General features: G+C 60.0%; 18 protein-coding genes. 11 read left to right on the forward strand and 7 right to left on the reverse strand.

Going from position 1 to position 18440, the window contains the following annotated elements; genetic code table 11:
* Positions 1–211 precede the first annotated feature (211 nt).
* The 4 genes from OKC42_RS06875 (at position 212) to nqrE (ending at position 4024) form a co-directional block, all read left to right on the forward strand.
* Positions 212–859 (forward strand): disulfide isomerase DsbC N-terminal domain-containing protein, encoded by a 648-nt coding sequence (locus OKC42_RS06875; RefSeq protein ID WP_270819302.1) that lies wholly within the window; start codon positions 212–214, stop codon positions 857–859.
* Positions 825–2555: a single-stranded-DNA-specific exonuclease RecJ gene (recJ, locus tag OKC42_RS06880; RefSeq protein WP_270819303.1), complete on the forward strand. Its 1731-nt coding sequence runs from the start codon at positions 825–827 to the stop codon at positions 2553–2555. The genes OKC42_RS06875 and recJ overlap by 35 nt, the downstream gene beginning before the upstream one ends.
* Positions 2556–2833: 278 nt before the next feature.
* Entirely contained in the window at positions 2834–3226 is a 393-nt protein-coding gene (locus OKC42_RS06885; protein ID WP_254204248.1) for a hypothetical protein, read from the forward strand.
* A gap of 198 nt (positions 3227–3424) precedes the next feature.
* Positions 3425–4024: an NADH:ubiquinone reductase (Na(+)-transporting) subunit E gene (gene nqrE, locus OKC42_RS06890; RefSeq protein WP_257691309.1), complete on the forward strand. Its 600-nt coding sequence runs from the start codon at positions 3425–3427 to the stop codon at positions 4022–4024.
* Between the two features lie 65 nt (positions 4025–4089).
* Here the strand turns inward: nqrE and lnt are convergent, their stop codons facing one another.
* The 5 genes from lnt to miaB all read right to left on the reverse strand — a co-directional run bounded on the left by lnt (position 4090) and on the right by miaB (position 9761).
* Positions 4090–5634 (reverse strand): apolipoprotein N-acyltransferase, encoded by a 1545-nt coding sequence (gene lnt, locus OKC42_RS06895; protein WP_270819304.1) that lies wholly within the window; start codon positions 5632–5634, stop codon positions 4090–4092.
* 148 nt (positions 5635–5782) lie between these two features.
* Positions 5783–6667, reverse strand: coding sequence for a CNNM family magnesium/cobalt transport protein CorC (corC, locus tag OKC42_RS06900; RefSeq protein ID WP_005354092.1), 885 nt, complete (start codon positions 6665–6667; stop codon positions 5783–5785).
* A gap of 95 nt (positions 6668–6762) precedes the next feature.
* Positions 6763–7227, reverse strand: coding sequence for an rRNA maturation RNase YbeY (gene ybeY, locus OKC42_RS06905; protein WP_005354089.1), 465 nt, complete (start codon positions 7225–7227; stop codon positions 6763–6765).
* The gene (locus tag OKC42_RS06910; RefSeq protein ID WP_270819305.1) at positions 7224–8273 is read right to left on the reverse strand and encodes a PhoH family protein; all 1050 of its coding nucleotides are present in this window, start codon (positions 8271–8273) and stop codon (positions 7224–7226) included. Before OKC42_RS06910 ends, ybeY begins: the two co-directional genes overlap by 4 nt.
* A 54-nt stretch (positions 8274–8327) precedes the next feature.
* The gene (miaB, locus tag OKC42_RS06915; RefSeq protein WP_005335132.1) at positions 8328–9761 is read right to left on the reverse strand and encodes a tRNA (N6-isopentenyl adenosine(37)-C2)-methylthiotransferase MiaB; all 1434 of its coding nucleotides are present in this window, start codon (positions 9759–9761) and stop codon (positions 8328–8330) included.
* A 265-nt stretch (positions 9762–10026) separates the two neighbouring features.
* Here miaB and OKC42_RS06920 point away from each other — a divergent pair, with 265 nt between their 5' ends.
* The 4 genes from OKC42_RS06920 to OKC42_RS06935 all read left to right on the forward strand — a co-directional run bounded on the left by OKC42_RS06920 (position 10027) and on the right by OKC42_RS06935 (position 13733).
* Entirely contained in the window at positions 10027–11190 is a 1164-nt protein-coding gene (locus OKC42_RS06920) for an FAD-dependent oxidoreductase (RefSeq protein ID WP_270819306.1), read from the forward strand.
* 49 nt (positions 11191–11239) lie between these two features.
* Positions 11240–11806, forward strand: coding sequence for a cysteine hydrolase family protein (locus OKC42_RS06925; RefSeq protein WP_270819307.1), 567 nt, complete (start codon positions 11240–11242; stop codon positions 11804–11806).
* A 132-nt stretch (positions 11807–11938) separates the two neighbouring features.
* A complete protein-coding gene (locus OKC42_RS06930; protein WP_150390550.1) occupies positions 11939–12595 on the forward strand; it encodes an excalibur calcium-binding domain-containing protein in 657 nt (218 codons plus the stop codon).
* A 199-nt stretch (positions 12596–12794) separates the two neighbouring features.
* Positions 12795–13733, forward strand: a complete 939-nt coding sequence (locus OKC42_RS06935; protein ID WP_005335125.1) for a sensor domain-containing diguanylate cyclase — start codon at positions 12795–12797, stop codon at positions 13731–13733.
* Between the two features lie 92 nt (positions 13734–13825).
* Here OKC42_RS06935 and OKC42_RS06940 read toward each other — a convergent pair whose 3' ends face one another.
* On the reverse strand, positions 13826–14734 hold the full coding sequence (locus OKC42_RS06940; protein WP_270819308.1) for a LysR family transcriptional regulator: 909 nt from the start codon (positions 14732–14734) through the stop codon (positions 13826–13828).
* A gap of 116 nt (positions 14735–14850) precedes the next feature.
* On the opposite strand from OKC42_RS06940, the gene OKC42_RS06945 reads away from it, so the two are divergent.
* A complete protein-coding gene (locus OKC42_RS06945) occupies positions 14851–15096 on the forward strand; it encodes a hypothetical protein (RefSeq protein ID WP_088868650.1) in 246 nt (81 codons plus the stop codon).
* On the forward strand, positions 15093–15752 hold the full coding sequence (locus OKC42_RS06950) for an HAD-IA family hydrolase (protein ID WP_270819309.1): 660 nt from the start codon (positions 15093–15095) through the stop codon (positions 15750–15752). The genes OKC42_RS06945 and OKC42_RS06950 overlap by 4 nt, the downstream gene beginning before the upstream one ends.
* A gap of 114 nt (positions 15753–15866) precedes the next feature.
* Here the strand turns inward: OKC42_RS06950 and OKC42_RS06955 are convergent, their stop codons facing one another.
* Complete coding sequence (locus OKC42_RS06955; RefSeq protein WP_270819310.1) at positions 15867–16469, reverse strand: nitroreductase family protein; 603 nt, start codon at positions 16467–16469, stop codon at positions 15867–15869.
* A 248-nt stretch (positions 16470–16717) separates the two neighbouring features.
* Between OKC42_RS06955 and OKC42_RS06960 the strand changes: the two genes are divergently transcribed.
* Complete coding sequence (locus OKC42_RS06960; protein WP_270819311.1) at positions 16718–18268, forward strand: sensor domain-containing diguanylate cyclase; 1551 nt, start codon at positions 16718–16720, stop codon at positions 18266–18268.
* Positions 18269–18440: the final 172 nt, after the last annotated feature.

Genomic DNA, 18440 nt, shown 5'->3' on the forward strand with positions numbered 1-18440 from the left:
ACTAGCTTGCGGGCGTTATGAGTCCTTGGCAATCGGGGGGAGCCATTTTTTTGGTACAAAGTGATATTAATTTTTTGGTAAGTAGCTGGTTGAATGATGAGCTGCGCTGCTGTAGTTTGCTGGGTCGATTCATTCATACCACGTGAGTAAACAAGTGAAGTATTTACTACTGGGAATGATGCTTTTGTGCACATTTGCTGCCAGAGCGGGGATGGATACCCAATCCTTGAAACAGACCATCACGGCCCGGCTGGGGGTTCCCGTCTATCTGGTTGAACCGACCCCGATCGCGGGGTTGTATATGCTGGGCACCTCACAGGGGGTGCTCTACAGCGATGCCAAAGGGGATTATGTGGTGCAGGGGGTCATGCTGGATATGACCCGCGACATGAAGAACCTGACCATCTCGGGTATGCGCGAGCAGCGCCGACTTGGCTTGGCACAGGTGGCCCATGCCCCCATCGTGCTCAAGGCTCGGGATGAGCGTCACCGGGTTGCGCTGTTTCTCGGCGAGCAGGACGCAAAGCGCCGTCAGCTCTCCGGCACCTTGCAACACCTGCAGGCATCCGGGGTGAGCGTGGCTCTCTATCCGGTGATTGATCACGCCGAACGGGCCGCCGACTGGTGCAGCGATCCCCTGCTGCAAAATGATCCGTTAAAAGCCTATTTGCCTCAAACGGCATGTAGTGAGACCCTTATCCAAAATATTGGCCTGAGCCAATGGTTGGGGGTCAAGGTACTGCCGGCCTGGGTCTCCTCCGAAGGGGATCTGGTGCGCGGGTATCAGAGCCCCGAACAGCTGCTCAAGATACTGGATCATATTGATGTCCCTGCAAATCCGTCGTCGTCCGCGAGTTGATGATTCCCATCTGCCTGCCGCCCTGCATCCCCTGCTTCGCCAAATCTTCGCCAGCCGTGGCGTAGAGGATCCCGCCCTGCTGGAGCGCAGCGCCAGCCAGCTGTTGCCGCCCCAGCGCCTTTATGGGATGGAGCAGGCGGTGCCGCTGCTGGCGGATGCCCTGACCGCCCAGAAACGGATCCTGATTGTCGGTGACTTCGACTGCGACGGCGCCACCAGTTCGGCCCTGTGTGTGCTGGCCCTGCGCGCCATGGGGGGTCGCCACATCGATTTTCTGGTGCCCAACCGCTTCGAGTTTGGCTACGGCCTTACCCCCGAAATTGTCGAGCTGGCTGTGGCCCGTGGCGCCGAGTTTCTGATCACGGTGGATAACGGTATCTCCAGCATCGCCGGGGTGGCGGCAGCCAAGGCGGCGGGCATGCAGGTACTGGTTACCGATCACCATTTGCCGGGTCAGGAGCTGCCTGATGCCGATGCCATCGTCAACCCGAACCAGCGCGGTTGCGATTTCCCCTCCAAATCGCTGGCCGGGGTGGGGGTGGCCTTCTACCTGATGGCGGCCCTCAATACCCATCTGCGTCAGCTCGGCTGGTACGAACGGCAAGGGTTACGCGCCCCCAATGTGGCGGATTACCTCGACCTGGTGGCCCTCGGCACGGTCGCCGACGTGGTGGCGCTCGATGGCAACAACCGCATTCTGGTCCATCAGGGCTTGCAGCGGATCCGGGCCGGGCGCTGTCGCCCCGGCATTCAGGCGCTGGTGGATGTGTCGGGCCGCGATGGTCGTCGCCTCACCGCCGCCGACCTCGGTTTTGCACTGGGGCCACGCCTCAATGCGGTGGGCCGTCTCGATGACATGTCCCTCGGGGTCGCCTGTCTGCTCTGCGATGAGCTCAATCTGGCGCGCCAGCTTGCGGCCGAGATGGACAGCCTCAATCAGGAGCGCAAGGAGATCGAGCAGGGGATGCAACAGGAGGCCCTCGCCACTCTGGAGCAGATCCGTTTTCGCGATGGCGAGGTGCCGTCGGGCATAGTGCTGCACCGCAACGAGTGGCATCAGGGGGTGGTGGGGCTGGTGGCCTCCAAGGTGAAGGAGAAGTACTACCGCCCGGTCATTGCCTTTGCCGAGAGCAGCGAGACCGAGCTCAAGGGCTCCGGCCGCTCCATCCCCGGCGTGCACCTGCGCGATGCACTGGAACTGCTCGATACCCGCCATCCGGGGCTGATGGGCAAGTTTGGCGGCCACGCCATGGCGGCGGGGCTGACCCTGCCCAAGGCCAACATCGAGGCGTTCGGTCGGGCCTTTGAGGCAGTCATCAGCGAGCTGGTGACACCGGAGCTCTTGACCGGGGTGCTGCTCACCGATGGCGAGCTGCTGCCGGACGAGCTCACTCTCGAGCTGGCAGAGCTGATTCGCGCCTCCGGCCCCTGGGGTCAGGCCTTCCCCGAGCCGCTGTTTGACGGCGAATTCGTGCTGGTGCAGCAGCGGCTGGTGGGGGAGAAGCACCTCAAGATGATGCTGACAACCGATTCTGGTCACGCGGTGGATGCCATCGCCTTCGGCGTCGATCTCAAGCGCTGGCCCGATGCCTCGGTGAAGCGGGTGCGGCTTGTCTACCGGCTCGATGTCAACGAGTGGCGCGGCAACCGCAGCGTGCAGCTGCTGGTGGAGCATCTGGAGGCGGCCGGTCTCTGAGCAGGTAGCATTGCTGCTCTGATCGTTGACATCGCTGACAACGGCCACCCTCGGGTGGCCGTTTTACTGTGGGCCCGGGGGTGACTCTACCGCCTTGTTATGTTGGTATTTAATTGCTGGCTTTCTTAGAAAGAGGGTTTTTAGTATCGTTTTACGTCAGTTAGTACGGTTTCAAATTCAAGAAAAAGAGGCGTTGTGATACATTCATCCCCGCATCATTTTGTTGTTTGAACGGGACTGACTCTTTGCTGCCTTTTGGCCGACTATCGACCTGGGCGATGGTCCTCGCTATCGCCAGCCTGCTGTGGTTTGCCGCTTTCGCTGCGGTAGGGGTCACTGCAACACCTCATCAGGCGTCGGTCAGGCAGAAGGTCTCGATGCAGTTGCATGAGCAATCCGATCCGGGATTGGTCAACAGTGTCGGCCTTCCTCCTGCCTCCCAGTGGCGACTCGGCTTCGAGCCGGGGCGGCGACTCGAAGGGGCCACTCATTCCGAGCGCTATCAGATGGTGCTGGCCTGGTTCCAGCACGATATCCTCGGCCTGCTCTGCGGTCTGCTACTGGTTCTCCCTCTTCTCTATGTCAGGCAGCTCCCGGTCTACTTCGGTTATTTGCACCGACGGCTGCTGCGCTGTCGCCACCTGCAATATCGTTTCTGTCACGGCGACTAGCCCACCCTGCTGGCGGGCGCCCATCCACCTTTTCACTCGGTTTGTAACGCTCCTGATTGACTGACGGGCAGGCTGATACCTGCTGCCTGCGCTCTATCGTCTGGTGCTGCGTCCGCGCTTTCTGTTGTGTCGTCCATGCTGCTGGCCATCGGCCAGAGGCAGACTTTTCTTTGCGCAAACATCTGGTGAGCACACCCTATGGACTACTACTTCAACCTGTTTATTCACTCGATCTTTGTCGAGAACCTCGCCCTGGCCTTCTTTCTGGGGATGTGTACCTTTCTGGCCGTTTCGAAGAACATCAACACTGCCTTTGGCCTTGGCATGACAATCCTGGTGGTGATGGTTATCGCCATTCCCCTCAACAACTTGATTTACCGCCATATCTTGCGGGCAGGCAGTACCTTTTTCGGGGAATTCGATCTGGGATTTCTCGATTACATCATCTACATCGGGGTGTTGGCGGCGTTGGTGCAGGTGATGGAGATGCTGCTCGACAAGTACGTTCCGGCGCTCTATCAGGCGCTCGGCATCTATCTGCCTCTGTTGACGGTGCACTGCGCCATCTTTGGCGGGGTGATGTTTATGGCGCAGCGGGATTACGATTTTGTCGAGTCGCTGGTCTACAGCGCAGGCTCCGGGCTTGGTTGGCTGCTGGCCATTGTCGCCATGGCCGGTTTGCGCCAGAAGCTAAAATACGCCGATGTCCCCGATGGGCTGCGGGGCATCGGCATCACCTTTATCGTGGCAGGGCTGATGTCCCTTGGTTTCATGTCCTTCTCCGGCATATCACTTTGATTGGAGATGAAAAAAACGAGGCGCCTGCGGGCGCCTCGTTGTCTATCGGGGATGACGGGTTGGCATTACAGCTCGCGGGCCCAGGGGTGAGCCTTGGGGCGCAGTGCCAGCGCCAGACCCAGCAGCAGCACGGTCAGGCCGTAGAGGGGCCAGCTACCAAAGCGCATGTAGGGGGTCTCGCCGTGGGCGGGACGCACCTCGCTGCGCAGCACGCCCGCTTCAAACTGCGGGATCTGGCCGATGATGCTGCCATCGATCTCGGTCACGATAGTGATACCGGTGTTGGTGTCCCGCAGCAGCGGACGAGCTAGCTCCAGCGCGCGCATCCGGGCGATCTCCATATGTTGCCAAGGGCCGATGCTGGTGCCGAACCAGGCGTCGTTGGAGACGGTCAGCAGGAAGTCGGTATCGGTATTGACGTTGCGGCGCACCTCTTCCGGGAAGATGATCTCGTAGCAGATGGCGGCGGCAAACTTGAGCCCCTTGGCGATCAGGTTTGTCTGTACTTCGTCACCCCGGCTGAAAGAGGACATCGGCAGGTTGAAGAAGGGGGCGATGGGGCGCAACAGATCTTCAAACGGCACGAACTCGCCGATGGGCAGCAGGTGGTACTTGTTGTAGCGGTTGGAGTGGTTGTAGAAGTAGGACTCCTTGCCATCCGCATCCTGCACCCCCATGCCGAGCACGGTATTGTAGAAGCGCTGTTGCTGCTCGTCGTAGTGGATGATCCCCGCCAGCAGGCCGGTATCGTTCACCTTCATCGCCTTGTCCAGATTCTCCAGATAGGGGCCCATCGCCTTCTCGATGGCTGGGATCGCCGACTCCGGCCAGATGATGATGTCAGCATCCTGATTCTCGCGGCTCAAGTCCTGATAGGTGCGCACCGTGGGGGCCAGCGCCTCCGGATCCCATTTGAGGGATTGGGCGATATTGCCCTGCACCAGTGCCACCTTGACCGGTTCGCCACGGGTCACCCAGTTGAGCTGCATCAGGCCGTGAGCACCGGCAACCAGCAGGGCAGGCACCGCCAGCCAGAGCGGGGAGCGGGATTTCCACACCAGCCAGATGGCGGAGGCGGACAGCAACAGGGCGAGGGTGATGCCCTGCACCCCAAGAATGGGGGCAAATCCCTTGAGGGGGCCGTCGATCTGGCTGTAACCAAACCAGAGCCAGGGGAAGCCGGTCATCACCCAGCCGCGTAGCCAGTCAGCCACTAACCACAGGGCCGGGAAGGCGAGCAGCCAGCGGCTCCAGTGACGGCCGCCAAAGAAGCGGGCAAAAACCCAGCTGGCGAGCGTCGGGTAGAGGGCCAGATAGGCGGAGAGCCCGGCCAGCAGCACAAAGGCGACCGGCAGCGGGATGCCGCCAAACTCGGTCATGCTGACATGGATCCACCACAGGCCTGGCAAAAAGAGTCCCATGGCGTAGCCAAAACCGCGCAAGGCAGCCTGTTTCGGCGTGGCTTTGTCCAGCAGGGCGTAGAGGCCAAGCAGGGAGGGGATCACCAGCGGCCAGTAGCCGAAGGGGGAGAAGGCCAGCACGGCGATGGCACCAGAGGCCAATGCACTGAGGCTTAACAGAATTTTGGAAGTAACAGGGGATAATCTCACGGGCGATGGTGCTCGTCTTGGTGTGCAACTGGGGTCGAATGGCCGGTATCTTAACCTGTAAGCGGGGCAACGGCGAGCCTCGATGCCGGTGGCAGAGAGCACAACGCCCCGAGGTCGGGGCGTTGTTTCACACATCGAGCGGATCTGCTTATTGCGGCTCGGATTGCGCCGCCGCGTGGTGCTCGGGGATCTTCACCTGCAGCTGCTGCAGACGGCGCCGGTCGGCATGCATCACCTTGAACAGGTAGCCATCCAGCTCGATCTCCTCGCCCTTCTTGGGCAGGTGGCTGAAGGCGTGCATCACCAGACCACCGACCGTATCCACCTCTTCATCGCTGAATTTGGTGCCGAAGAAGTCGTTGAAATCCTCGATCTCGGTCAGGGCGCTGATGGAGAAGACCCGCTTGCTGAGGCGGCGGATTTCGTCCGGTTCATCCTCGATGTCGTCAAACTCGTCGTCGATCTCGCCAACGATCAGTTCCAGTATGTCTTCGATTGTCACCAGACCGGAGACGCCACCAAATTCGTCGACCACGATGGCCATGTGGTAGCGCTCTTCACGGAACTCCTTGAGCAGACGGTCAACCCGTTTACTTTCCGGCACGATCACCGTGGGGCGCAAGATTTTCTCGAGCTGTAGCGGCTCGCTGGCGTGATGGCCGCCAAACCCGAAGGGGAGCAGATCCTTGGCGAGCAGAATGCCCTCCACATGATCCTTGTCCTCGTTGATCACCGGGAAGCGGGAGTGACCGGACTCGATGATCACCGGCAGGATTGCATCCACCGGTTGGGACTTCTCGATGGTCACCATCTGGGAGCGGGGGATCATGATATCGCGCACGCGAAGATCGGCGATCTCCAGCACCCCCTCGATCATGTCCTTGGTGTCCTGATCGATGAGGTCGCGCTCTTCGGCATCGGCTATCACGTCTACCAAATCATTGCGGTCTTTTGGCTCGCCCTGGAAGAGTTGGCTGAGTTTGTCGAGCCAGGTTTTCTTCGGCGAGCCGGTACTAGGGTGATCGTCGGTCATTTTCTCTCTTGGTTACTCGTATGAACACACTTGAAATAGTTCGGGTTATATAAGGATGGCCATCTGCTGTTTCAAGACGATGACCATCCGGTTCTTTACTCTTCGTCGTTCAGATAAGGATCGGCAAAACCGAGCTCCTGCATGATGTCGCGCTCAAGCGCTTCCATTTCTTCGGCTTCCTCATCCTCGATATGGTCATAACCTAGCAGATGCAGACTGCCGTGCACAACCATGTGGGCCCAGTGGGCCATCAGGGGCTTGCCCTGCTCCTCGGCCTCGCGCTCTACCACCTGACGGCAGATCACCAGATCGCCGAGCAGCGGCAGCTCCAGACCGGGTGGCGCCTCGAACGGGAAGGAGAGCACGTTGGTGGGCTTGTCCTTGCCGCGATAGGTGAGGTTGAGCTCGTTGCTCTCCGCCTCGTCGACGATGCGCACCGTCACTTCAGCCTCCTGCTGGAAGCCGAGAATGGTGCCATCGAGCCAGCCTTGCAGCTGGGCTTCGGTGGGCAGGCCGTCGGTGCTGGCACTGGCCAGTTGCAGATCCAGGGTTACGCTCATTGCTCACTCTCTTTGCTGGCGTTTGTTTGGCCGGCCACCTTCTCGGCGGCCTGTTTGGCGTCGAACGCCTCATAGGCCTGCACGATACGGGCCACCACAGGGTGGCGCACCACGTCTTTGGACTCGAAGAAGTTGAACGACAGACCATCGACCCCTGGCAGCACTTCCAGAGCATGGCGCAGGCCGGATTTGGCGTTGCGCGGCAGGTCTACCTGGGTGATGTCGCCGGTGACCACTGCCTTGGAGTTGAAGCCGATGCGGGTCAGGAACATCTTCATCTGCTCGGTGGTGGTGTTCTGGGCCTCATCGAGAATGATAAAGGCGTCATTGAGGGTTCTTCCGCGCATATAGGCAAGCGGCGCCACCTCGATGATGTTGCGCTCCATCAGCTTCTCGACCCGCTCAAAGCCCAGCATCTCGAACAGGGCGTCGTAGAGCGGGCGCAGGTAAGGATCCACCTTCTGGGAGAGATCCCCGGGCAGGAAGCCCAGCTTCTCACCCGCTTCCACCGCCGGACGGGTCAGCAGAATGCGGCGAATTTCCTGACGCTCCAGCGCATCCACCGCCGCCGCGACCGCCAGATAGGTCTTGCCGGTACCGGCCGGGCCTATGCCGAAGCAGATGTCGTGGCGCACGATATTGGCAATGTACTGGGCCTGATTTGGGCTGCGCGGTTTGATGAGACCGCGCTTGGTCTTGACCGTCACCTCCTTGCCATAGGGGATGCTCGGCGCCGGTTCGTCATCCTGCTCCAGCACTCGCGACTCCTGAATGGCCAGATGGACCATGTCGGGGGTGATGTCGGTCACCTTGCCACCCTTGAGAGGCTGGGTTTCCACATAAAGGTGCTTGAGGATGACGGCGGCTGCATCCAGCTGGGCCGGTTTGCCCACCAACTGGAAGTGGCTGTCACGGTAGCTGATCTCGATGCCGAGGCGGCGCTCCAGCTGCTTGATGTTGTCATCGAAGGGGCCGCACAGGCTGGCAAGGCGCTGGTTGTCGGCGGGCTCCAGATGCAGATTCAGGGTCGAGATGTGTCGGCTCAAAATATCCTCGTCTCAAGGCGCTCCCCATCCGCCGGGCGAATGGGGAGGAGGGGATTAATGGGGAGTGAAGGCGGCAACGCCCAGTTCGTCCGGTACGTTATCCGGGCGACGGGCCAGGATTTCGCTCGGTGCCGTGGCGATCCGCAGGTTCATCTCGCTCTCGCCGCGGATGAACTTGCCGCGCAGGGAGTTGGGACGCACCTCGGTGATCTCCACGTCGGCGAATCCGCCGATCAGGGTGTGCTGGCCTTCGAAGTTGACCACCCGGTTGTTCTCGGTGCGGCCACACAGCTGCATCGGGTCGAGCTTGGAGGGCCCTTCCACTAGGATGCGCTGGGTGGTGCCCAGCATGGCACGGCCAATCTGCATCGCCTGGTTGTTGATGACGTGCTGCAGGCGGGCCAGACGGGCTTTCTTCACTTCCATGTCGACATCGTCGGGCATGTCGGCGGCCGGGGTGCCCGGGCGCGGGCTGAAGATGAAGCTGAAGCTCATGTCGAAACCCACATCCTCGATCAGCTTCATGGTCGCTTCAAAGTCTTCGTCCGTCTCGTTCGGGAAGCCAACGATGAAGTCGGAGCTGATGGTGATGTCGGGACGGGCGGCACGCAGGCGACGGATCTTGGATTTGTACTCCAGGATGGTGTGCGGGCGTTTCATCATGGTCAGGATGCGGTCGGAGCCGCTCTGCACCGGCAGGTGCAGGAAGCTGACCACTTCCGGGGTGTCTTTGTAGACTTCGATGATGTCGTCGGTGAACTCGATCGGGTGGCTGGTGGTGTAGCGAATGCGATCGATACCGTCGATGGCGGCCACCAGACGCAGCAGCTCGGCGAAGGTGCAGATGCCGCCATCAAAGGTCGGGCCGCGGTAGGCGTTGACGTTCTGGCCTAGCAGGTTCACTTCGCGCACGCCCTGCTGGGCGAGCTGGGCGATTTCGTAGAGCACGTCGTCCAGCGGTCGGCTCACCTCTTCACCGCGGGTGTAGGGCACCACGCAGTAAGTACAGTATTTGGAGCAGCCTTCCATGATGGAGACGAACGCGGTAGCCCCTTCGGCGCGCGGTTCGGGCAGGCTGTCGAATTTTTCGATCTCGGGGAAGGCGATATCAACCTGAGCACCACGGCCCTCTTGCACTTCCTTGATCATGGCGGGCAGGCGATGCAGGGTCTGCGGGCCGAACACGATATCCACATAGGGAGCGCGCTGGCGAATCGCATCGCCCTCCTGAGAGGCAACGCAGCCACCCACGCCGATCACCAGACCGGGCTTGTTGGCCTTGAGCTTTTTCCAGCGTCCCAGCTGGTGGAACACCTTCTCCTGCGCCTTTTCGCGGATGGAGCAGGTATTCAGCAGCAAGACATCTGCCTCTTCGGGCTCTTCGGTAAGGGTGTAGCCATTGCTGGCATCCAACAGGTCGGCCATTTTGGACGAGTCATACTCGTTCATCTGGCAACCCCAGGTTTTAATGTGAAGTTTCTTGCTCATTGCTTCTCTTGACTTGTTTTGAAATCGGCATGGTCAAAGGACCGCGCATTTTACTCCGCAATCTGGATACTGCCTAGCTAATATCCAGCTGGCAATGGTGCTCACCCGATACCTGTTGCCAGCAAGCTCAATAAGCTTTCTCCTTGATTTGACGCAGCAATTCCCCGTTTGCCTCACTGTTTATCAGCCGTCCTTGCGCTATCATGCAGCCATCCGGTTCACGTCCGGGCGCTGTCGCCGGACGCACCCTTTCAGGAATAAATGTATGGAACAGTGTGATATCGCCATCGTCGGCGCCGGCATGGTGGGCGCCGCCACCGCCTGTCTGCTGGCAGCTCAGGGCCTCTCGGTGCGGGTCATCGAGACCCAACTGCCGGAGCATTACGCGCCGGAGCAGCCGCTGGATCTGCGGGTCTCCGCCATCAGTCAGGCCTCGGTGGCGCTGCTGGAGCAGGCCGGTGCCTGGCACCATCTGCAGCAGATGCGGCTCTGCCCCTACCGCCGGCTGGAGACCTGGGAGCTGGACGGTTTTGCCACCCGCTTCAATTCCGCCGATCTCGGTCTGCCCCAGCTCGGCTACATCATCGAAAACCGGTTGGTGCAGCTCGCCCTGCTCAAGCGGATGGAGGATTTTCCCACCATCCAGACCCACACCCCGGCGGCGGTGACCAGCCTGCGCCAGAGTGCAGATGAAGCTGTGCTGACTCTGGACGACGGCACCGAGCTGGCGGCCCGCTGGGTGCTGGCTTGCGACGGCGCCGAATCCCACACCCGCAAGCTGGCCGGCATCGGGGTATCGCGCTTCGAGTACCGCCAGCACTGCATGCTGATCAATATCGACACCGACTTTGCGCAAGAAGATATCACCTGGCAGCAGTTCACCCCGAGCGGTCCGCGCGCCTTCCTGCCGCTGCCCGGTCAGCACGGCTCTCTGGTGTGGTATGACAGCCCGGCCCGGATCCGGGCGCTGGCAGCCATGAGCAACGAAGGGCTTGCCGCCGAAGTGCGCCGCCACTTCCCGAGTCGGCTCGGCGGGTTCACCGTCACCGGCAAGGGGAGTTTCCCGCTGGTGCGTCGCCACGCCAACGACTATCACGTCGGTCGGGTGGTGCTGCTTGGCGATGCTGCCCACACCATCAACCCGCTAGCGGGGCAGGGGGTCAACCTCGGCTTCAAGGATGTGGCCTGCTGGGCTGATCTGCTGCAAGGAGCTGGCGCCGACTGGCATCAGCCGGCGTTGGCCGAGCGTTACGAGCGACGCCGTCGCCCCGACAACCTGCTGATGCAGTCGGGAATGGATCTCTTCTACGGGGTATTCAGCAACGAGATTGGCCCCCTCAAGCTGGCCCGCAATCTTGCTCTCAATCTGGCGGACAAGGCGGGCCCGCTCAAGGAGATGGCGCTGCGCTATGCACTGGGGCTGGTTTGACAGGTCGGAACCAGATAACACGGGCAGAATGCGCGAAGGAGCAAAGGTGATGAACAAGGCGCTGCTGGTGATCGATTTTATCAACGATATTGCCCATCCCGACGGGCGCATTGCCGCCTCCGCAGCCCATGTGCTGGAGCAGGATGCCATTACGCATGCCAATCAGGCGCTGGCCCATGCCCGCGCCCACGGCTGGCTGGTGCTGCTGATCAAGGTGGGCTTTGACGGCGGCTATCAGCTGCAGCCCAAGGGGTCTCCCATGTTTGGTCGCGCTCACCAGTTGGGAGCGCTCTCGCTTACCGACCCAGGCACCGACTTTCACCCGGATCTGGATGTGCAACCCGGTGATCTGGTGTTGGCCAAGCCCAGGGTCAGCCCCTTCTATGGCACGGCGCTGGAGCCTGCGCTGCGGGCCAACCACATCGACCACCTCTATCTGTGCGGGGTGAGCACTAGCTGGGCCATTCAGGCGGCAGCGCGGGATGGTCACGATCGCGACTACGCCATCACCATTCTGGAGGATGCCTGCGCCGCCGCTGATGCCACCGAGCATCACACCTCGCTGCGGATGCTGGGTCGCATCGCCGAGATCATCAAGGTGTCCCGGCTGGCTTGATCCTTAACGCAGGCAGAACCCGAGCACCGTGTTGAGATTGACTCAGCGGCCCCTTGTCGGGCCGCAGCGCTTTTCGGCAACATGATTGTCGGGCAAGATAGTGCTCACATGGATAACAACAAGGATGGACAGATGCGTTATCAGGGACGGATCGCGAGCTGGAACGAGGCGCGCGGCTTTGGATTTATTACGCCGGAGCAAAATGGCGCCGAGCAGGCAATCAATGGAGCACGCAGTGCAGGGCTGTTTGTGCATGTTACGGCGCTGCAATCAGATGGCCGCGTGCCAGAGCCGGGGGAGCGTGTCACCTATCTGATCGGCAGTGGCCAGGATGGCAAACCGAGGGCTTTACAGGTCTTTTTCCCCGATCGCCCGCTCACGTTGGCGGATGCAGTGCCTTCGTCCGCATCATCGGCGGCGCCATCGTTTCGGGCGGCAAGTCAGCCGCCACGACCCACCTCGACCAGAGAGAGAAGTAACCCCTATCGACGTCGCAAGAGCAGCTGGAGTGGCAAATTGATCCCTCTGCTGGTGCTCGTCGGCCTCTTTTCCATCTATTCCCGTTTCTCGGCCGAGTCGATGGCGCCATTGCCGGTCTCCTCTTTCAATCAGGAGGAGGTCAGCACGCCACAGGCAACGACCTTTATTCGCCAGTGTGATGGTCGGCAGCATTGCTCCCAGATGACCTCCTGCGAGGAGGCAACCTGGTTTTTGCAACATTGCCCGAACACCAAAATGGACGGAGAGGGCGATGGCATCCCCTGCGAAAATCAGTGGTGTGGCCATTAAATGTGACTTATCAGATACATATGCTCATGATGTGCTCTTGTTATCCGGAACAGGGAAACTGGCCTGAAACCTTGCCGGATGGTGTGCGATGGTGAAATTTGGTCTCAGTTGGCTAAGTGGGAATGGGGTGCTTTACTCTATCTGCTGACTTAATTGTTAATAGATGGCGGTATGCCACTTTTGCCACAGGATGGCCACCATGGCGGATGATATACAGACGCGGCAGAGTCACTTCGCCGAGCGAGCCCATCATCTGGCTGCGCTGCTGGATTCGCTGGAAGACCAGATATCGGTGATAGATCGGGATGGCGTGATCCATTACACCAATCTCGCCTGGGATCTGTTTGCCGAGCAAAACGGCATGCCCAAGGGATATAACTGGATTGGGGTCAATTATATGGGGGCTTGTGATGCTGAATCCGAGCCCTCTGGATTGGCTGCCGTGGAGGGGATCCTTCGGGTTATCCGTCATCAGCAGGAGAAGTTCTATCTGGAATACCCCTGCCACAGCCCCGACACCCAGCGCTGGTTTATGATGCGAGTCGCGCCGGTACCCGGGCTTGATGCCGAGTATTTTTCCATCGCCCATATCAATATCACCGAGCGCAAGCTGCTGGAGCTGGAAGTTGCCAGCCTCTCCCAACATGATCCCCTGACCGGACTGGCCAATCGGCGGCTGTTCAACAGCTTTTTGCATAACGAGTGGCGGCGCAGCATGCGTGAACATACCCCGCTCTCCCTCATCATGCTGGATCTGGATAACTTCAAGGCGTGTAATGACCATCTTGGTCATCAGATGGGGGATGGCTCCCTCCAGCTGGTGGGCCATCTTCTGCAATCCTTCTGCCAGCGTCCGGCGGATCTGCCCTGCCGTTTTGGTGGTGACGAGTTTGCCCTGATCCTCGGCAATACAGATCGAGATGCGGCTCAGCGGATTGGAGAGGAGATCCGCCAGGCCATCAACGATCTCGACATCGTGGTGGCAAATAATATTCAGCTTAGCGCCAGCATTGGCATTGCCACCTACACGGCAGAGCAACTGCTGGAGGGGGAAGGGGCGTTGCTGGCTGCGGCCGATGCGGCGCTTTATTGCGCCAAGGGGGCGGGTAAAAACCGTAGTCACTGCGCCAGCTGTTGAGCCGCATTACCGCTTTTGTCCTGCATGCGCCCCCTTGATGGGGTCGCACTGTTTTGACGTGGCACGATGTTAGCTACCAGCGAGCGTTGGTTTCAGCGCTCGGGTGTGGCTGACACCGGCAGGGGATGGCTGGCGATCACCTGCCTGACGAAGTGATCCCGGATGGGGTCGGCAAAGTCCGGATTCCATACCATGCTGACCTCCCATTCGGAGCTGGGACCAGAGAGAGGATAGAGGGTGACATCGGGCCCTGCGATAAAGCTGACGCTGCGCGGCAGGATGGCGTTGCCTATGCCCGCCGCGACCAGCGCCACCAGTGTCTGGATATCCTCGGCCTCCTGGACCATGCCGGTCAGCCGATTGGCGCCGAGAAAACCGGCGATCTGCTGGCTGAGCCCGGGGCAGCGGTGGCCCACCATCTGCAACAGGGGTTGACTGGTCAGTGCCTGCTGGACGTCGAATGCGGCCGGGTCTGGCTCGGTCATTCGTGTCGGCACCGCCAGCACCAGCCGGTCGATCAGCAGTATGTGTTCCTGCAACTGCGGCACCTGAGGTCTGCGCATAAAGCCAAGCTGCAACTGGCCGGAGAGCAGCTGCTCCTGCTGGATCGCGGAGGGCATATCCTGCAGATGGACCATCACGTCCGTGACCTGTTGTTTGAAGCGGGCCACCAGCGCAGGGGCCAGCGCGAAACTCGACAGACCGAAGCCAATCTTGAGCCGACCGGCTACCCCGCTAGCCACCGCCAGCGCATGGCTTTCGAACTCCCGACCGTGCTCGACCAGCGCACTCGCCTGAGTGAGCAGCTGGGCGCCGAGCGCCGTCAGCTCGGCGCCGTGGCGGCCCCGTTTGAACAGGGTGCAGCCCAGCGTCTGCTCCAGCCCCTGGATCTGCTTGGTGAGGGCCGGCTGGGTGATAAAGAGGCGGCTGGCCGCTTCCCGGTAGTTGGCGGTGTCGGCCAGCGTCACAAACGCCTGCAGTTGCCTCAAGTCGAATTTCATTCCAATTGGTTATCTAAAGTGGCGATTTATTGATTATAAATTATCTAATCGCCTTGTTCTAATGGCTCGGCAAGGGGGAAATCGCCCTCCTCTGAACCGGAACAAGGAGCCATATCATGTCCACTCAACGTTATCTTTTTTTGATCAAGGGCAAGCTGGTGCTGGCCCAGCCATTGGCGGCCCCGGAGACTGGGGAGCTGCTCGCCAGCCTGCTGCAACAGGGTTTTGTGGTCGGCCCCTTGCAGGTGTGGGCTGGCAGTACCGAGCAGGCGCTCGCTTGTTATGAGCGTGCCGCCCAGCAGCAGGCCTTTGCCGATGCACTCTCTGGCTCTCTGCCCGAGCTGGCCGGGGTGCCTGTATGAGTGCTGGCATCAACACGATCACCCTGTCGGTATCCGCCCTGCTGCTCGATATGGATGGCACTCTGGTCTGCTCGACCGGCGATGTGGAGAAGGTGTGGCGGCTCTGGTGCCAGTATCATCAGCTTGCCCCAGAGCCGGTGTTGGCTATGTGCCACGGTATGCGCTCACGTGAGGTAATCCGGGCGTTGGCCCCGCAGCTGGATGTGGAGCGGGAGGCCGCGCGCCTCGACGAGCTGGAGATGCTGCATACCGGTGGCGACGCCATCTTTGGGGCTGGCGAGTTGCTGCGCCGCTTGCCGCCAGAGCATTGGGCCATCGTGACCTCCGCCAGCCAGCGGGTTGCCCGCCATCGCCTGAGTTGTGCCGGTTTGCCGCTGCCCAGCGTGCTGGTGGGGGCCGAAGAGGTGGTCAATGGCAAGCCCGATCCAGAGCCCTATTTGCTGGGGGCTGAACGGCTTGGCATCTCGCCCGCTCGTTGTCTAGTGTTCGAGGATGCCCCGGCCGGTATCAAGAGTGCCCTGCGTGCAGGTTGCACTGTGGTGCAGGTAGGGGGCGATGCGCCGCTCAATCCGGCGGTGGTGGCGGTGATCCGCGATTGGCGCGAGGTGAAGGTGGAGATTGGAGAGACATCCCTGCTGGTGACGCTGCTCACCTGAGCGGTGGATAGAGCGTATTACGACCGCAGATTGCGGTATGAACCATCGCCCTCAACACTGTATGCCGCAATAAAAACGCCCCCGAGATGCGGGGGCGTTTTGCTTTCTCAACGGTTATTTGAAAACGCGGAAACGGGTAGCGTCGTCGATAAAGGTCTTGTCGCCGGCTGGTTGCTTGATGCTGCCAAAGGGCATCTGGGCGCGCAACAGCCAGCTGGCGGGCAGGTTCCACTCCTTGCGTACCGCCTCGTCGATCAGCGGGTTGTAGTGCTGCAGGGAGGCACCGACTTTCTCCTGCGCCAGCGTCGTCCAGACCGCAAACTGGGCGATGCCGGTGGCATGTTCCGACCAGATGGGGAAGTTGTCGGCATAGAGGGCAAATTTTTGCTGCAGATCCTTGATGACGTCGGTGTCTTCGAAGAACAGCACGGTACCAAAGCCTGCGCGGAAGCTGCCATCTACCTTGGCCTCACTCTGGGCGTAGGCTTCCGGCGGCACAATCTTTTTCAGCTCGGCTTTGACGATATTCCACAGCTTGTGGTGCTGGGCGCCAAACAGGATGACGGCACGGGAGCTCTGGGAGTTGAAGGAGGAGGGGCTGTGTCTGATGGCATCCTGGATCAGGGCCGTCAGCTGCTCCGGCGTGTGGGACACCTGGTCGCCCAGGGCATAGATGGTACGACGTGCTTTGATCTGTTCGATAAACGGACTGCTCATAACATCTCCTTGTTCTGCTTGGCGTTGCAGCCGGTGATGGACGGTTTGTCCAGCGCCTGCCGAATCAGGTATAGACTATAACACCCGCAATGCAGAGCGGGGTTAACCCGGGGTAACTAGCGTTTTTCCTGTCAGTTGATATTCGTTTGCGAACCCTGACGTTTCGTTAATGTTTGAAATGTCATTTAAGGGGCGCGAAAGTGATATTAATCAATGATTCACTCTCCTTTCTCTCCCACAATCCCCGTATGTTTTCTTGGTTCGGATGTGATGTGAGCCGTTCGTATCTCAATAAACGCTACTATGTGCTGGTCCCCCTCTCTGCATTGATTGGTTTGATGATCCTGATAGTGACGATCATCATGGCTATTGCCAGCTATCTGAGGGATATCGACATGACGGTATCCGGCTTTGGCCACATGGCATCCTCCGTTGAAGCGTCCCTGATCCACGAGATGGTGAAGGTCAATGAGCGGCAACTGGCAGTGCTGGAGGCCTCGCTCGACAAGGAGAAGATCGCTCGCGGCGGGCTGGCCGACTCCCCCATCTGGGCCATTGCGCACAAGATCAAACCAGGCAACCACTACATCTACTTTTACAACCTGAACGCGGATCGTATCGACAGCTACCCGGACTGGCTACCGCCCCCCGGTTATCAGGCGGAGCTGCGACCCTGGTATCAGGTGACCACCATGCCGGGCGACGAGCTCGTCTGGTTTGGCCCCTACCCTGAATACAATACCAATGAACTGATACTCAGCCTGATTAAACGGGTGCGGGACGATCAGGGGCAACTGCTGGGGCTGCTGATGGTCGACATGTCGTTCGACTCGCTGCAGCAGGCGCTACAGCGGACTGTTGGCGGCAATCAGGCCGCACTCTATCTTACCTTGCGCGACAGCGGCCAGCTGGTGGTGGGCAGCAATATGGATCTGCTGGCAGATCACCCCATCGAGCAGCATCAGGGCCAGCAGTGGCTCGGTCTGGATGTGTTGTGTCATGGTACTTTCCTGAAGCGCGAGCTGGCGGATATTGGCTGGGATCTCAATATCTATCTGCCGCCCGTGCTGTTTCGCAACAGCCTCTATGAGGCGCTGCAGATGGTGGTTTTACCATTGATCTCCCTGTTTGCCATCTGGTGTTGCACGCTGAGTCTGCTGGTGCGGATCTTCCGCCAGGAGCAGGCGCTGGTGTCGGGTTCACTGACCGGTATCGTGCGCAATCTGGAGAGTTCTCCCCCCATCACCAAGGCCAATACCTGGTTTGTGCGACGCAGCCTGAACGAGATTGATCAGGTCAGGGCCAGCTTCCTCAAGGGGCAGGATGCGCTGTTGCGGGACCCTCTGACCGGTATCATGAACCGGCGAGCCTTCGAACAGCACAAGAGCGCGCTGGAGCTGAGGGGGGAGCGCTTCTGGCTGCTGCTGTTTGATATTGATCACTTCAAAGGACTCAATGACAGTCGGGGTCATGCCTTCGGCGATCAGGTGCTGTGTCGGGTGGCCAATTGCCTTGCTGATGTGCTGGGGGTGAGCACGGTTTACCGGATTGGTGGCGATGAGTTTGCCGCTCTGCTGCAACAGCCACAGGATGAGCTGGCGGAGAAGCTCAATTGTCTGCTGGACGTGGTGCGACATCAACAGTGGCGTGAGCACAAGGGACAGGTCACCTTGAGTATCGGCGGCGCCTGCCATTCACCCGTCGCCAACCCCATCTTCGAGCGTGCTGATGCAGCCCTTTATCGTAGCAAGGAGGCTGGTCGGGACTGCTGGCATCTGGCGGATGAGGCTGCTGACTGACAGCTTTTGTCCCAGCGCGGCGGGTCTGTGCCGGGACACGACAACCAGATTGTGGGGCGCCCAGCCGTAATAGTTTGGCTTTTTGGTAATTTTAATCTTTAAATTCAATTGCTTGATCTTACTCTTCCATTCTGGGCGGTGGCCGTGCGGCCATTGACTGTCGCATCCCTCA

The sequence above is a fragment of the Aeromonas sp. Y311-2 genome, from assembly GCF_027706025.1.
In the GTDB taxonomy this organism is placed as follows: domain Bacteria; phylum Pseudomonadota; class Gammaproteobacteria; order Enterobacterales; family Aeromonadaceae; genus Aeromonas; species Aeromonas veronii.

Coding starts and splice junctions, on each gene's coding strand:
- corC (WP_005354092.1), bottom strand. CDS start 6,667: ATGACCGACGATCACCCTAGTACCGGCTCGCCGAAGAAAACCTGGCTC.
- OKC42_RS06945 (WP_088868650.1), top strand. CDS start 14,851: ATGTCCACTCAACGTTATCTTTTTTTGATCAAGGGCAAGCTGGTGCTG.
- OKC42_RS06950 (WP_270819309.1), top strand. CDS start 15,093: ATGAGTGCTGGCATCAACACGATCACCCTGTCGGTATCCGCCCTGCTG.
- OKC42_RS06925 (WP_270819307.1), top strand. CDS start 11,240: ATGAACAAGGCGCTGCTGGTGATCGATTTTATCAACGATATTGCCCAT.
- OKC42_RS06960 (WP_270819311.1), top strand. CDS start 16,718: ATGTTTTCTTGGTTCGGATGTGATGTGAGCCGTTCGTATCTCAATAAA.
- OKC42_RS06935 (WP_005335125.1), top strand. CDS start 12,795: ATGGCGGATGATATACAGACGCGGCAGAGTCACTTCGCCGAGCGAGCC.
- nqrE (WP_257691309.1), top strand. CDS start 3,425: ATGGACTACTACTTCAACCTGTTTATTCACTCGATCTTTGTCGAGAAC.
- miaB (WP_005335132.1), bottom strand. CDS start 9,761: ATGAGCAAGAAACTTCACATTAAAACCTGGGGTTGCCAGATGAACGAG.
- recJ (WP_270819303.1), top strand. CDS start 825: ATGTCCCTGCAAATCCGTCGTCGTCCGCGAGTTGATGATTCCCATCTG.
- OKC42_RS06875 (WP_270819302.1), top strand. CDS start 212: ATGGATACCCAATCCTTGAAACAGACCATCACGGCCCGGCTGGGGGTT.
- ybeY (WP_005354089.1), bottom strand. CDS start 7,227: ATGAGCGTAACCCTGGATCTGCAACTGGCCAGTGCCAGCACCGACGGC.
- OKC42_RS06955 (WP_270819310.1), bottom strand. CDS start 16,469: ATGAGCAGTCCGTTTATCGAACAGATCAAAGCACGTCGTACCATCTAT.
- OKC42_RS06940 (WP_270819308.1), bottom strand. CDS start 14,734: ATGAAATTCGACTTGAGGCAACTGCAGGCGTTTGTGACGCTGGCCGAC.
- OKC42_RS06885 (WP_254204248.1), top strand. CDS start 2,834: ATGGTCCTCGCTATCGCCAGCCTGCTGTGGTTTGCCGCTTTCGCTGCG.
- OKC42_RS06920 (WP_270819306.1), top strand. CDS start 10,027: ATGGAACAGTGTGATATCGCCATCGTCGGCGCCGGCATGGTGGGCGCC.
- OKC42_RS06930 (WP_150390550.1), top strand. CDS start 11,939: ATGCGTTATCAGGGACGGATCGCGAGCTGGAACGAGGCGCGCGGCTTT.